The following is a 13,727-nucleotide window of genomic DNA, read 5'->3' on the forward strand; positions in this document are numbered from 1 at the left end:
GCCACCCTTGCGGGGTGCGGGGCCTTCGAGAGGGGTCGGAGCCTACTTGGCGTCCTTCTCCTCGGCAGCGGGCGCCTCGTCGGCAGCGGCCTCGGTCGACTCCTCGGCCGGAGCCTCGGTGGTCTCCTCGGCAGCGGCGTCGGTGGTGGTCTCCTCGGCGGGAGCCTCCTCGACGACCTCGGCCTCGGGCTCGGGCTCGGCCGGAGCAGCGGCGGCAGCCGACTTGTTCGAGCGCTTCGGGGTGACGGGCTCGAGCACGAGCTCGATCTGCACCATCGAGGCGTTGTCGCCCTTGCGGAAGCCGAGCTTGGTGATGCGGGTGTAGCCGCCGTCGCGCTCGGCGACGAGCGGAGCGATCTCGGTGAAGAGCTCGTGCACGACCGACTTGTCGCCGATGACGCCGAGCACGCGACGACGGGCGTGGAGGTCTCCACGCTTCGCGAAGGTGATCAGGCGCTCAGCGACGGGGCGGAGGCGCTTGGCCTTCGTCTCGGTCGTCTTGATGCTCTTGTGCGTGAACAGGGCGGCAGCCAGGTTGGCGAGGAGCAGGCGCTCGTGCGCCGGTCCGCCACCGAGACGGGGTCCCTTGGTTGGCTTGGGCATTTCTTATCTCCAGAGGTGAGTCAGGTGTTCAGGTGAGTCGGAGCGGGCGAACGAGCGTCTCAGACGTTCTCGTCGTCGTAGCCGCCGTAGAAGTGGGCGCCGTCGAAACCGGGGACGGTGTCCTTCAGCGAGAGACCGAGCTCGACGAGCTTGTCCTTCACCTCATCGACCGACTTCTGTCCGAAGTTGCGGATGTTCATCAGCTGCGTCTCGGAGAGGGCGACCAGCTCCGAGACGGTGTTGATGCCCTCGCGCTTGAGGCAGTTGTACGAGCGCACGGAGAGGTCGAGGTCCTCGATCGGAACCGACAGCTCCGAGGAGAGCACGGCGTCGACCGGCGCGGGGCCGATCTCGATGCCTTCGGCGGCGGTGTTCAGCTCGCGGGCGAGGCCGAACAGCTCGGTCAGCGTGCGGCCGGCCGAGGCGATGGCGTCGCGCGGGGTGATCGCCGGCTTGGTCTCGACGTCGACCACGAGGCGGTCGAAGTCGGTGCGCTCACCGGCGCGGGTGGCCTCGACGCGGTAGGTGACCTTGAGCACGGGCGAGTAGATCGAGTCGATCGGGATCTGACCGGCCTCGGAGAACTCGCTGCGGTTCTGGGTCGCCGAGACGTAGCCGCGGCCGCGCTCGATGATGAGCTCGAGCTCGAACTTCGCCTTGTCGTTCAGGGTGGCGATGACCAGCTCGGGGTTGTGGATCTCGACACCGGCCGGAGCCTGGATGTCGGCCGCGGTGACCTCGCCCGACGCGTGCTTGCGCAGGTAGGCGGTGATCGGCTCGTCGTGCTCGCTCGAGACGACGAGGCCCTTCACGTTCAGGATGATCTCGGTGACGTCTTCCTTCACACCGGGGATCGTGCTGAACTCGTGCAGCACGCCGTCGAGGCGGATGCTCGTGACGGCAGCGCCGGGGATCGAGGAGAGAAGCGTGCGGCGGAGCGAGTTGCCGAGGGTGTAGCCGAAGCCGGGCTCGAGCGGCTCGATGATGAACCGCGAACGGAACTCCGAGATGTTCTCTTCGGTGAGAGTGGGGCGCTGTGCAATGAGCACTGTTATTCCTTTCGGCTGAGCGTCCGCTATATGACGCTCATGTGCAGAGGTATTGAGTTGTGAAGAACCACCTCACCGACGGGGCGCCCAGGAGGCGCCCCGTCGGCGATTCAGTGCGAAAGGGCTACACGCGGCGGCGCTTGGGCGGCCGGCAGCCGTTGTGCGCCTGGGGGGTCACGTCGTTGATCGAGCCCACCTCGAGGCCGGCGGCCTGGAGCGAGCGGATCGCGGTCTCGCGGCCGGAGCCGGGGCCCTTGACGAAGACGTCGACCTTCTTCATGCCGTGCTCCTGCGCCTGACGGGCGGCCGACTCGGCGGCGAGCTGTGCGGCGAACGGGGTCGACTTGCGCGAGCCCTTGAAGCCGACGCCACCCGAGGAGGCCCAGCTGATGACGGCACCGGTCGTGTCGGTGATCGACACGATGGTGTTGTTGAAGGTCGACTTGATGTGGGCCTGGCCCACGGCGACGTTCTTCTTCTCTTTCTTGCGCGGCTTGCGAGCAGCCGACTTGGGGGTTGCCATAATTCTCTCCTGGTCCTGTCAGTCGGCGCGCTTAGCGGCCGGCCTTCTTCTTGCCGGCGACGGTGCGCTTCGGGCCCTTGCGGGTACGAGCGTTGGTCTTGGTGCGCTGACCGCGGACGGGCAGACCCTTGCGGTGACGGACACCCTCGTAGGAGCCGATCTCGACCTTGCGGCGGATGTCGGCGGCGACCTCGCGGCGGAGGTCACCCTCTACCTTGTAGTTGCCCTCGATGTAGTCGCGGAGAGCGACGAGCTGGTCGTCGGTGAGGTCTTTGACGCGGATGTCGCCCGAGATCTCGGTGTCGGCGAGGGTCTTCAGCGCGCGCGTGCGGCCGACCCCGTAGATGTACGTGAGGGCAACTTCCACGCGCTTGTCGCGGGGGATGTCAACTCCTGCTAGACGTGCCATTGTGGCTATCTCCTGGTGATGTGTGGAGGTCTGTGACAGTGAATGTGCTTCGGCCTCCGACCGAAGGTGTCCGCCGCCCGGTTCTCACCGGGCGGCTTCTGACACTGCCATTTGATAATCGGGCCTGGGCCCGGCCGGGGGTGTGACCCCCCGAGGTTCTTGCTAGCCCTGGCGCTGCTTGTGGCGCGGGTTGCTCTTGCAGATGTTCATCACTCGGCCGTTGCGGCGGATGATGCGGCAGTGCTCGCAGATGGGCTTGACGCTGGGGTTGACCTTCATCGTTATTTTCTCTCTTCGCTGTCCTCGTACCCGTCGGAATGCCGTCGGGCCGTTACTTTCCAGCGCTCCTCACGAGGAGGGGCCTACTTGTAGCGGTAGACGATCCGGCCACGGGTGAGGTCGTAGGGGCTCAGCTCCACGATCACGCGGTCCTCGGGGAGGATGCGGATGTAGTGCTGGCGCATCTTGCCCGAGATGTGGGCGAGAACCTTGTGGCCGTTCGTCAATTCCACCCGGAACATCGCGTTCGGGAGGGCTTCGACGACTGCGCCCTCGATCTCTATAACACCGTCTTTTTTGGCCATAGCCTCACTGTCGCTAAAAATAGATTCTGCTGGTCGTGCGAAATCGGCCCACGAAAACGGGCCGAAAACACCAAGGATCGAGCTTACGCTACAAGGGCCCTTTCTGCAAGGAGCCCATTACTCCTCGGGCGAGCGAAATGCAACCGCGGCGCGCACGGTCGCCAGGAGTCGCTCGTGCAGCGGATGACCGGGCTCGATGCCCGTCACCTGCGCGGTGAACTCCTCGGGGGTGAGGGTGTCGAGCAGCTCGGCGAGCTCGGCCGACTGGGGATCGGCGGGGGCGTCGAACCGGAGGGCCGCCGCCACGGCGCGCAGCAGCGCATCCGTCGGCAGGCCCCGCTCGGCGAGCTCGGCGGCCGGCCCGATGAAGCGCTCGTGCCGAGAGATCTTGCGCAGCGGCTGGCGCCCGACGCGCTCGGGGGTGTCGGTGAGGTACGGGTTGGCGAAGCGCACCAGGTTCTTCTCGAGGTACGCCTCCTGCGTCGCCGGGTCGAACTCGTGCTTCGCGACGAGGAGCGCCTTGGTCTCCTCGAGCACGGCCTTCACCTCGGTGAACACGCTCGGCACGGCGAGCGCGTCGGCGAGCGTCGTGGCCCCCTCGATCCAGCCGTGGTAGGCGACCGTGGCGTGCCCGGTGTTGACCGTGAAGAGCTTGCGCTCGATGTAGGGCGCGAGATCGGGCACGAAGTGGGCGGCCGGGATGACCGGCGGCGCACCCTCGAACGGGGTCTCCTCGATCGCCCACTCGAAGAAGTCCTCGACCGTGACGTCGAGCCCGCCGCCCGGCTCCTGGTTCGGCACGATGCGGTCGACGGCCGTGTTGGCGAAGACGGCCCGGCCCAGCACGTCGGCGGAGGCATCGCCGAGGCGACCCTCGATCTCGCCCTTCAGCACGTCGGTGGCGTTGATCGCGTTCTCGCAGGCCATCACGGTGAGCGGGGGCAGCGCGGCGTCGCGCGCGTCCAGCGCCCGGGCGATCACGGGGGCCACGAACTTCAGGATGTTCGGGCCCACCGCGGTCGTCACGATCTCGGCGGTCGCGATCTCGGCGACCACCGCATCCTCGTCGGACCCGCTGTTCAGCGCGCGGTAGCCCGTGACCGTGCGGGTGGAGGAGTTCTCCCCCACCGCGTGCACGTCGTAGCTCGTCGAGGCGGCGAGCGCGTCGATCAGCTCGGCGTTCACGTCGGCGAAGACGAGCTCGTAGCCCGCGTCGTGGAGGATCAGCCCCACGAATCCGCGGCCGATATTGCCTGCGCCGAAGTGGACGGCCTTCATCTGGTGCTCCTTGGGTGGTTAGTCGTTGACGTCGCCGAGGATCTGCAGGATCTCCTCGGCGCTCTCGGCCGCGAGCAGCTTCGCGACCTCGTCCTCGTCGCTGAACACGATGGCGATCTTGGTGAGGATGTCCATGTGCCCGCCGTCCTTGCCGGCGATGCCGACGACGAAGCGCACCTGTTCGCCGCCCCAGTCCAGCGCCTCGTCGTACCGCACGAACGAGAGCGCGGAGTCGAGGATCGTGTCCTTGCCCTCGTTCGTGCCGTGCGGGATGGCGAGGAGATTGCCCATGTACGTCGAGACCGTCGCCTCGCGCTGGAGCATGTAGTCCAGGTACCCGGTCTCGACGGCTCCGGCGGCCACCAGGATGTCGGCGGCCTCTCGGATCGCCTCCTCCTTGGTGCGCGCGGTACCGCTCAGCCGGATCTGCGAGGCTTCGATGACGGACATGGGCTCCTCCTTCGTCTGTGCGCGTCGCCTAGCTGGCGGCGTGCTGGTTCTTCAGCTTCTCGACGACCTCGTCGTAACGGGGGCTGTTCATGAAGTTGTCGACCGACACGTGCTCGGCGCTCGGGGTGCGCTCCTGGGCACGCGGCGTGAGCTCGCGCTGCGTGATCACGAGGTCCACGTCGTCGTCGAGGTTCGCGATCGCCTTGTTGACGACGGTCACACCCTCGATGCCGGCCTTCTTGATCTTATTGCGGAGCACCGACGCGCCCATGGCGCTAGAGCCCATTCCGGCGTCGCAGGCGAACACGATGTTGGCGATCGGGCGCTCGTCGGTCAGCAGGGAGGTCTGCTCGGCGACCGTCTCGGCGTCGCGGGCGGGCACGCCCTCGGCGCTCAGGGTGCCGAGCACGCTGGACTCCTTGCCCTTGTTGGCCTGCGTCTTCGCGATGGCGGCCGAGAGGTCGCCCGCGTCCTCGTTCTCGAGGTCGCGCTTGCGGCTCGCCCGGAGGATGACGGCGGTGACGAGGAATGACACGGCGGCGGCGGCGATCACCGAGAGGATGACGCCGATGTAGCTGTCGGGTGCGGTCTGCAGGAGCACCGCGATGATGCTGCCGGGCGAGGCCGGAGCACGCAGGCCCGAGTTGAACAGCACGTTGACGGCGACACCGGTCGCGCCACCGGCGATGGCGGCGAGGATGGTCATCGGCTTCGACAGCACGTACGGGAAGTAGATCTCGTGGATGCCGCCGAAGAACTGGATGATGACGGCGCCGGGGGCGCTCGCCTTGGCCAGGCCGACACCGAAGATCGCGAAGGCGAGCAGGATGCCGAGGCCGGGGCCGGGGTTCGCCTCGATCAGGAACAGGATCGACTTGCCCTGGTCGGCGACCTGCTGCACGCCCAGCGGGGTGAAGACGCCGTGGTTGATGGCGTTGTTCAGGAACAGCACCTTGCCGGGCTCGACGAGGATCGACGCGAGCGGCAGCAGGCCGACCGAGATCAGCCAGTCCACACCGGTCTCCAGCGCCTTCGACAGGCCCTGGATCACCGGGGCGATGCCGAAGAAGCCGGCGATGGCGAGCAGGGCGCCCAGGATGCCCGACGAGAAGTTGTCGATCAGCATCTCGAAGCCGGGCTTCACCTTGCCGGCCCAGAGCTTGTCGAGCTGCTTCAGCAGGTACGCCGCGAGCGGGCCCATGATCATGGCACCGATGAACATCGGGATGTTCGCCCCGACGATCACGCCCATCGTGGCGATGGTGCCGATCACGCCGCCGCGGGCGCCGTAGACCATGCGGCCACCGGTGTTCGCGATCAGGAGCGGCAGCAGGTAGGTGATCATCGGGCCGACGAGACCCAGGTACTGCGGGAAGGTGGTGCCGTCGTCGGCCTGAGCCAGAGCGGTCGCCGCCCCCGACCAGCCGATGACGTCGGCGTTGCCGAAGCCGCCGAGGATGCCGTTCGGCAGCCAGCCGGTCGCGATGAACAGCGAGGTGATCAGGCCCCAGGCGATGAACGCCGGGATGTTGGGCATGACCATGCCCGAGAGGAAGGTGCCGAAGCGCTGGACGCGCACGCGCGCCCCGCCTCCGGTCTTGGCTTCTGACGTCGTTGTCATGACGACTGCTCCAATTCGTGTGGTTGTAGGGGTGTTACTTGGATGCTGCTGCGGTGGTGACCGCGCCACGGGCCTCGACGGCGCTGTTCGCCGAGAGGGCCAATTCGGCGAAGTGCTGGGCTTCGTCGAGCGTGAAGCGGGCGAGCTCCGCGCGCACGTCGGCGAGGGCCGACGGCGACATGGAGAGCGTGGTCGCGCCGAGGCCCACGAGCACGACGGCGAGAAGGGGGTCGGCGGCGGCTTCGCCGCAGATCCCGACGGGCTTGCCGGTCGCGCGGCCGGCCTTGCCGACCTCGCCGACGAGCTTCAGCACTGCTGGGTGCCAGGGGTCCTGGAACGAGGCCACCGAGCCCAGCAGCCGGTCGGCCGCGAGGGTGTACTGCGTCAGGTCGTTGGTGCCGATCGACGCGAAGTCGGCGTCGGCGAGGATGCGGTCGGCCAGCAGCGCTGACGAGGGCACCTCCACCATGACGCCGGCGGTCTTCAGGCCGACCTCGCGGGCGAGGGCGGTGAAGTAGCGGGTCTCCTCCACGGTCGAGACCATCGGCGCCATCACCCAGACGTCGGCGTCGGTCTCGGCGTCGGCGGCCGCGAGGGCGGCGAGCTGGTCGCGCAGGATCGGCTCGTTCGCCCGCAGCGCCCGGAGGCCCCGCAGGCCGAGGGCCGGGTTCTCCTCCGGGGCGTCGTTGAGGAAGCTCAGCGGCTTGTCGGCACCGGCGTCGAGGGCGCGCACGACGACCTTCTTGCCGGCGAAGGCCTCGAGCAGGCGCTTGTACTGCGCCTTCTGCTCCTCGACGCTCGGGGCGCTGGAGGAGTCGAGGAAGAGGAACTCGGTGCGGAAGAGGCCCACGCCCTCGGCGCCCTTCTCGAGCGCGTCGGCGGCGCCGTCGGCCGAGCCGAGGTTCGCCAGCAGCGGCACGAGGGTGCCGTCGGCCAGGGCGCCCGGTCCGGTGGCCGAGCTGCGGGCCGCCTTGATCTCGGCGGCCTTCGCCAGGGCGGCGGAGCGCTCCTCGGCGCTCGGCTCGACGGTCACGGTGCCGGTGGCCGCGTCGACGACGATCTCGGTGCCGTCGGCGAGGGCGAGCGCATCCGCTACCCCCACGATGGCGACGATCGACTTCTCGCGGGCGAGGATCGCGGTGTGCGAGGTCGGGCCGCCGTCGCTCGTGACGAGGGCGAGCACCTTCGACAGGTCGAGCAGCGCGGTGTCGGCCGGTGCCAGGTCGCGGGCGACGAGCACGAACGGATGCTCGGGGTCGGGCACTCCCGGAGCGGGCACGCCGCGGAGGTGCGCCACGACGCGCTGCGAGACGTCGTCGAGGTCGGTGGCGCGCTCCCCCATGTAGCCGCCCATGCTGACGAGCAGGTCGCGGAACGAGGCGAACGCCTCGAAGACGGCGCGCTCGGCGGTCTTGCCGGTGTCGAGGCGGGTGCCGATGTCGTCGATCAGCGTCGGGTCCTCGGCCATGAAGGCCTGCGCCTCGAGCACGTCCTTGGCCGAACCGCCGGCGCGCTCGCCCCGGTGCCGGATGATCGCGGCGGTGGCTGCCAGCGACGCACGGGCGCGCTCCTTCTCGGCGTCGGGGGTGAGCGCCGAGGGGGTGTCCTCGGGCTCGGGCAGCGGGTCGGGCATCCGGAGCACCCCGCCGACGGCGATGCCGCGGCCGATGCCCGTGCCGGAGAGGGCGGCTGCCATCACTCGGCGTCCAGGTCGGTGGCGAGCAGCGTCGCCAGCTCGTCGAGCAGGGCGTCGGCCTCGGGGGCGTCGGAGACGAGGGTCACGGTGTCGCCGTGCTCGATGCCGAGTGAGATGACGCCGAGGATGCTGGCGGCGTTGACGGCCTTGCCGTCCTTCGAGATCTGCACGGGCAGGCCGGACTTCGCGACGGTCTGCGTGAAGAGCGTGGCGGGGCGGGCGTGCAGCCCGTGCTTCGATGCCAGTTCGACGGTTCGTTCAGCCATGGTGGTCTCCTCGGTTCGTTGTTGGTGCCACGTTCAGGTGCGCCGGAGCCCGCAGGCCGGCGAGTTCTTCGATCCGTCCGGCCGCGATCTCGGCGCCGTCCCGCCCGAAGACGGTCTCGGGGAGCAGCTCCGCCACGGCTCCCGCCCGCACGGCCCGTTCGGCCAGATCCGCGTAGCGGTCGGCGAGGTGGGGGCCCACGAGCAGGATGCGCGTCGCCGCGAGCCTGTCGTCGAGATCGGCAGTCGTTCCCGCGTCCACGACCAGGTCGAGATCGCGGTCCCGGATGATCCGGCGCAGTCTCACGGCGAGGAAGGTGCTCGATGCTCCTGCACCGCAGACGATGAGCACTCTGTCCACGCACGCCTCCTCGCGTCCTGATCCGATCTCCTACGATCATCGCCATCTCCCGCACACGTATCCAGCAGGCTTGCTTCCGGCCCCTAGGAAGCCCCTTTCCCAGGAAGCGCCTAGGGTGACAGTGATGACTGCGAAGTACGAGCGCCTGCTGGAGTACCTGGCCGAGACCACCGACTGGGTCACGGCCGGCGAGCTGGCGGACCGGCTCGGCGTCACCACCCGCAGCGTGCGCAGCTACGTCACCAGCGTGAAGACCGCGGCGAAGCCCCTCGAGGTGATCGCGTCGTCGACCAGCGGCTACCGCCTGAATCGCGAGGCGTACGCGAGCTTCCTCGAGGGGCTTCGGGGTCGGGATGCCGAGCCCGGCAGTCCGCGCGACCGGGTGCACGCCCTCATCCGGGGCCTCGGCGACGCGCCCGACGGTCTCGACGTCTACGACCTGGCTGCGACGATGTTCGTCAGCGAGTCGACCGTCGAGGCCGACCTGCGGAAGGCCAAGCTCCTCGTCGAGGACGCGGGACTGGGCCTCAGCCGGCGCGGCAGCGTCGTCGCGCTCACGGGCAGCGAGCTGAACCGGCGGCGGCTGCTCAGCCGGCTCTTCCGCGACGAGAGCGCGCAGGGGTTCCTCGATCTGCAGAACATCCAGCGCGAGTTCCTGTCCGGCGACCTGACGGCGTTCAAGTCGGCGCTGATCGAGATGCTCGACGGCAACGGGTACTTCGTCAACGAGTACTCGATCAACAACGTGCTGCTGCACATCGCCATCGCGGTCGACCGGGTGGCGAAGAAGCAGTCGATCGGTGCGGGCGACGAGGATGCACGTCCTGCCTCCCCCACGGTGCGCGACGTGGCGACGCAGCTCGACGGTCTCGTGCGAACGCACTTCGACGCCGCCCTCAGCCCGCGTGAGCTCGACTACCTCTCGGTGCTCCTGACCACCCGCGTGCTGACGCCCGGCCACGACCAGCCCGCACAGGACGTCGCCGACTCCTATCTCGAGCCCGACGACCTCACAGCCATGCGCCGGATCGTGCGGCTGGCGAGCGAGGAGTACCTCGTCGACCTCGACGACGAGGACTTCATCGTGCGGCTCAGTCTGCACATCCGCAATCTCGTCGCCCGGGCGCAGGAGAAGTCGCTCTCACGGAACCCCATGACCCGCTCGATCAAGAGCACCTTCCCGATGATCTACGAGCTGGCCGTGTTCATCGCCAGCCAGATCCAGCGACGCGAGGGCATCGTCATCAACGACGACGAGATCGCCTACATCGCGCTGCACGTGGGGTCGCACCTCGAGCGGCAGAACCTCCGCGAGGAGCGGGTGACCTGCGCGATCGTCTGCCCGAACTACTACGACATGCACGTCATCCTGCGCCAGCGCCTGGAGGCCGAGCTCGGCTCCGAGCTGCAGGTCGACGTCGTGATCACGCGCGCCGACGTCGACTGGGCGGCGCTGTCCTCCGACATCGTCGTGACCACCATCTCGGTGCCGGCCGCGCGCGACAACGTCGTGGTCATCCAGCCCTTCCTCACGAAGGGCGACCTCGAGGCCGTGCGCCGCGCGATCACCACGGTGCGCCGGCACCGCAGCCGCATGCAGCTGAAGGACGAGCTGCTGCAGTACTTCGACGAGCGGCTGTTCCGGCGCAACCTGCACGCGGGCGACGAGGCGGCGATGATCCGCACCCTCGGCGACTCGATGGTGACGCTCGGCATCATCGACGAGAGCTACGTCGAGGGCGCCATCGAGCGCGAGCGCATGTCGTCGACGGCCTTCACCGACACCATCGCGGTGCCGCACGCCATGGCGATGAGCGCGTCGCGCACCGCGATCGCGATCGTGGTGAACGAGACGCCGATGGCCTGGGGCGAGAACCGCGTCAACGTCATCGCGCTGATCGCCTTCAGCTCCTCGGGGCGGCGCGCCTTCCAGACGGTCTTCGACCAACTCGTCGAGGTCTTCTCCGACCGCGACGACGTGCAGCGCATCGTCCGCCGCGCCACCGACTTCGCGTCCTTCATCGACGAGCTCGTCCACGTCATGGACGCCTGACCCGCCCCAAGACTCCTACGGGATGGGGACGGGCGTGACGCCGAGGGGGGCCAGGGCGGCGGCGCCGCCGTCGGGGGAGGTGAGCACCCAGATGCCGTCGGCGTGCACGGCGACCGAGTGCTCCCAGTGCGACGCCATGCTGCCGTCGGCCGACGCCACGGTCCACTCGTCCTCGCGGGTGTAGGTCTCGGTTGTGCCCGCCGTGATCATCGGCTCGATCGCCACGACGAGGCCGGGCTTCACCTCGGGGCCGCGCTGGCGCACCCGGTAGTTGAACACCGGCGGCGCCTCGTGCATGCTCCGGCCGATGCCGTGGCCGACGTAGTCGGTGAGGATGCCGTAGACCGCTCCCTGACGGGTCGAGGGGTGCTCCTCGACGAACTCCTCGATGGCCTCCCCCACCTCGTTCAGATGGCGAGCGGATGCGAGGCGGGCGATCCCGTGCCACATCGACTGCTCGGTCACCTCCGACAGCAGGCGTCGCGCCGCGACCTCGTCCGGACGCGCCGGGTCGTCGAGCACGATCGTGATCGCGGAGTCGCCGTTCCAGCCGTCGACCTCGGCACCCGAGTCGATGGAGACGATGTCGCCGGGCTCGAGCATCCGCCCACCCGGGATGCCGTGCACGATGTCGTCGTTCACCGAGGTGCAGACGGTGTGCCGGTAGCCGGGCACCATCTGGAAGTTCGAGACGCCGCCGAGCGACCGGATGGTGCGGTCGGCGATCGCGTCGAGCTCGAGGGTGGTCATGCCCGGACGGATGGCCTCGCGCACCGCGGCCAGCGAGGCCGCGGTCACCAGACCGGGCCGCACCATGAGCCGCAGCTCGGCCGGGGTCTTGTAGATGCCCTTGTTCTTGCCGAAGGCCATGGGCTCAGCGGGCGGCGAGGGCGGCGATGATGCGCCCGGTGACGTCGTCGATCTCGCCGAGGCCGTCGACCGTCACCACGAGGCCGCGTGCGTCGTAGACCTCGACGAGGGGCGCGGTCTGCTCGGCGTAGACGTCGAGGCGCTTGCGGATGACCTCTTCGGTGTCGTCGCTGCGGCCCTGCTCCGCGGAGCGCTTGAGCAGGCGGCGGACGACCTCGTCGGTGTCGGCCTCGAGCACGATGACCGCGTCGAGCGAGGCGCCGGAGACACCGAGGATGTCGTCGAGCTCCTCGACCTGCTGGAGCGTGCGCGGGTAGCCGTCGAGCAGGAAGCCGTCGGCCGCGTCGGGCTGCTGGAGCCGGTCGCGTACCAGGTCGTTGGTCAGCGCATCCGGAACGTACTGACCGGCGTCCATGAACGACTTGGCCTTCACGCCGAGCTCGGTGCCGTTCTTGACGTTCTCGCGGAAGATGTCACCGGTCGACACCGCGGGGATGTCGTAGGCCGCCGAGAGGCGGGCCGCCTGGGTGCCCTTGCCGGCGCCGGGCGGGCCGATGAGGAGCAGGCGGAGCGCTGCGGCTCCTCCCGCCTGGGTCATCGGAGCAGCCCCTCGTAGTGACGCTGCTGCAGCTGCGAGTCGATCTGCTTCACGGTCTCGAGGCCGACACCGACGATGATCAGGATCGAGGCGCCGCCGAACGGGAAGTTCTGGTTGGCGCCGACCGCGACCAGCGCGATCAACGGCAGCAGCGCGATCACACCCAGGTAGATCGAGCCGGGCAGGGTGATGCGGGTCAGCACGTAGTCGAGGTACTCGGCCGTCGGGCGGCCCGCGCGGATGCCCGGGATGAACCCGCCGAACTTCTTCATGTTGTCGGCGACCTCTTCGGGGTTGAAGGTGATCGCGACGTAGAAGTAGGTGAAGCCGACGATGAGCAGGAAGTACATCAGCATGTACAGCGGGTGGTCGCCGCGCACGAGGTAGTTGTTGATCCAGGTGACCCAGCCGGCCGGGGCCTGGCCCGCCGCGGGCTGGTTGAACTGGGCGATCAGCGCGGGCAGGTACAGCAGCGACGACGCGAAGATGACCGGCACCACGCCCGCCATGTTCACCTTGATCGGGATGTAGGTGTTGTTGCCGCCGTAGGTTCTGCGGCCGACCACGCGCTTGGCGTACTGCACCGGGATGCGGCGCTGCGACAGCTCGACGAAGACCACACCGAACACCACCGCGACACCGACCGCCAGCACGGCGAGGAAGGTCTCGAAGCCCTGGGTCTGGGCGATCAGCCACAGCGAGGAGGGGAAGGTCGAGGCGATCGAGGTGAAGATCAGCAGCGACATGCCGTTGCCGACGCCGCGCTCGGTGACGAGCTCGCCCATCCACATGATGACGCCGGTGCCGGCGGTCATGGTGATGACCATGAGCAGGATGGCGTACCAGGCGTCGTTGGTGATCAGCTGGCCGCACTCGGCGACGGTCGACGTGCCGAACAGGGCACCGGAGCGGGCCACGGTGATCAGCGTGGTGGACTGCAGCACACCGAGCGCGATCGTGAGGTAGCGCGTGTACTGCGTCAGGCGGCTCTGGCCCGAGGCGCCCTCCTTGTGGAGGGTCTCGAAGTGCGGGATGACCACACGCAGCAGCTGGACGATGATCGATGCCGTGATGTACGGCATGATGCCCAGCGCGAAGATGGAGAGTTGGAGGAGCGCGCCACCCGAGAACAGGTTGACGAGCTCGTAGAGGCCCGAGGTGCCCTGGTTGGCCGCGAGACACGTCTGCACGTTGCCGAAGTCGACGAACGGCGCGGGGATGAACGATCCCAGACGAAACAGCGCGACGATGCCGAGCGTGAAGCCAATCTTTCTGCGGAGATCCGGCGTACGGAAGATCCTCGCGACGGCTTTGAACAAAAAGGGCCTCCTGCGTTCGTGTGGCTCAATGCCAAGAATGCCGGTGACCC

At 68.5% G+C, this 13,727-nt stretch carries 16 protein-coding genes; 1 reads left to right on the plus strand and 15 read right to left on the minus strand.

Going from position 1 to position 13,727, the window contains the following annotated elements:
* Positions 1-42: 42 nt before the first annotated feature.
* From rplQ to ITJ64_RS02685, 12 genes are all read right to left on the minus strand, one after another.
* Positions 43-603, minus strand: coding sequence for a 50S ribosomal protein L17 (gene rplQ / locus ITJ64_RS02630; protein WP_194679259.1), 561 nt, complete (start codon positions 601-603; stop codon positions 43-45).
* A gap of 59 nt (positions 604-662) precedes the next feature.
* Positions 663-1,652, minus strand: coding sequence for a DNA-directed RNA polymerase subunit alpha (locus tag ITJ64_RS02635; protein WP_194679260.1), 990 nt, complete (start codon positions 1,650-1,652; stop codon positions 663-665).
* 124 nt (positions 1,653-1,776) lie between these two features.
* Positions 1,777-2,175: a 30S ribosomal protein S11 gene (gene rpsK, locus ITJ64_RS02640; protein WP_173183359.1), complete on the minus strand. Its 399-nt coding sequence runs from the start codon at positions 2,173-2,175 to the stop codon at positions 1,777-1,779.
* Positions 2,176-2,206: 31 nt separating this feature from the next.
* Positions 2,207-2,584, minus strand: a complete 378-nt coding sequence (gene rpsM / locus ITJ64_RS02645) for a 30S ribosomal protein S13 (RefSeq protein WP_171703640.1) — start codon at positions 2,582-2,584, stop codon at positions 2,207-2,209.
* 162 nt (positions 2,585-2,746) lie between these two features.
* On the minus strand, positions 2,747-2,863 hold the full coding sequence (gene rpmJ, locus ITJ64_RS02650; RefSeq protein WP_066041129.1) for a 50S ribosomal protein L36: 117 nt from the start codon (positions 2,861-2,863) through the stop codon (positions 2,747-2,749).
* Between the two features lie 83 nt (positions 2,864-2,946).
* Positions 2,947-3,168: a translation initiation factor IF-1 gene (gene infA, locus ITJ64_RS02655; protein WP_022883252.1), complete on the minus strand. Its 222-nt coding sequence runs from the start codon at positions 3,166-3,168 to the stop codon at positions 2,947-2,949.
* A gap of 117 nt (positions 3,169-3,285) precedes the next feature.
* Positions 3,286-4,446: a mannitol-1-phosphate 5-dehydrogenase gene (locus ITJ64_RS02660; protein ID WP_194679261.1), complete on the minus strand. Its 1,161-nt coding sequence runs from the start codon at positions 4,444-4,446 to the stop codon at positions 3,286-3,288.
* Positions 4,447-4,464: 18 nt separating this feature from the next.
* Positions 4,465-4,896, minus strand: coding sequence for a PTS sugar transporter subunit IIA (locus tag ITJ64_RS02665; protein ID WP_194679262.1), 432 nt, complete (start codon positions 4,894-4,896; stop codon positions 4,465-4,467).
* A gap of 28 nt (positions 4,897-4,924) precedes the next feature.
* Positions 4,925-6,517 carry a PTS mannitol transporter subunit IICB gene (locus ITJ64_RS02670; protein WP_194679263.1) on the minus strand — a complete coding sequence of 531 codons (1,593 nt, stop codon included), beginning with the start codon at positions 6,515-6,517 and terminating at the stop codon, positions 4,925-4,927.
* Between the two features lie 34 nt (positions 6,518-6,551).
* The gene (gene ptsP, locus ITJ64_RS02675) at positions 6,552-8,150 is read right to left on the minus strand and encodes a phosphoenolpyruvate--protein phosphotransferase (RefSeq protein WP_370545143.1); all 1,599 of its coding nucleotides are present in this window, start codon (positions 8,148-8,150) and stop codon (positions 6,552-6,554) included.
* A gap of 62 nt (positions 8,151-8,212) precedes the next feature.
* Positions 8,213-8,479, minus strand: a complete 267-nt coding sequence (locus ITJ64_RS02680; protein WP_173183354.1) for an HPr family phosphocarrier protein — start codon at positions 8,477-8,479, stop codon at positions 8,213-8,215.
* Positions 8,472-8,837 carry a PTS sugar transporter gene (locus ITJ64_RS02685; protein WP_194679264.1) on the minus strand — a complete coding sequence of 122 codons (366 nt, stop codon included), beginning with the start codon at positions 8,835-8,837 and terminating at the stop codon, positions 8,472-8,474. Before ITJ64_RS02685 ends, ITJ64_RS02680 begins: the two co-directional genes overlap by 8 nt.
* A 124-nt stretch (positions 8,838-8,961) precedes the next feature.
* Between ITJ64_RS02685 and ITJ64_RS02690 the strand changes: the two genes are divergently transcribed.
* Entirely contained in the window at positions 8,962-10,890 is a 1,929-nt protein-coding gene (locus tag ITJ64_RS02690) for a transcription antiterminator (RefSeq protein WP_194679265.1), read from the plus strand.
* Between the two features lie 15 nt (positions 10,891-10,905).
* Here ITJ64_RS02690 and map read toward each other — a convergent pair whose 3' ends face one another.
* Genes map through secY form a run of 3 tightly spaced genes read right to left on the minus strand, consistent with a single transcriptional unit; the run spans position 10,906 to position 13,677 of the window.
* Positions 10,906-11,760: a type I methionyl aminopeptidase gene (map, locus tag ITJ64_RS02695; RefSeq protein ID WP_194679266.1), complete on the minus strand. Its 855-nt coding sequence runs from the start codon at positions 11,758-11,760 to the stop codon at positions 10,906-10,908.
* 4 nt (positions 11,761-11,764) lie between these two features.
* The gene (locus tag ITJ64_RS02700; protein WP_194679267.1) at positions 11,765-12,358 is read right to left on the minus strand and encodes an adenylate kinase; all 594 of its coding nucleotides are present in this window, start codon (positions 12,356-12,358) and stop codon (positions 11,765-11,767) included.
* Positions 12,355-13,677 (minus strand): preprotein translocase subunit SecY, encoded by a 1,323-nt coding sequence (gene secY, locus ITJ64_RS02705; RefSeq protein ID WP_173183349.1) that lies wholly within the window; start codon positions 13,675-13,677, stop codon positions 12,355-12,357. The genes ITJ64_RS02700 and secY overlap by 4 nt, the downstream gene beginning before the upstream one ends.
* Positions 13,678-13,727 lie beyond the last annotated feature (50 nt).

The sequence above is a fragment of the Herbiconiux sp. VKM Ac-1786 genome, from assembly GCF_015350805.1.
Lineage (GTDB): Bacteria > Actinomycetota > Actinomycetes > Actinomycetales > Microbacteriaceae > Herbiconiux.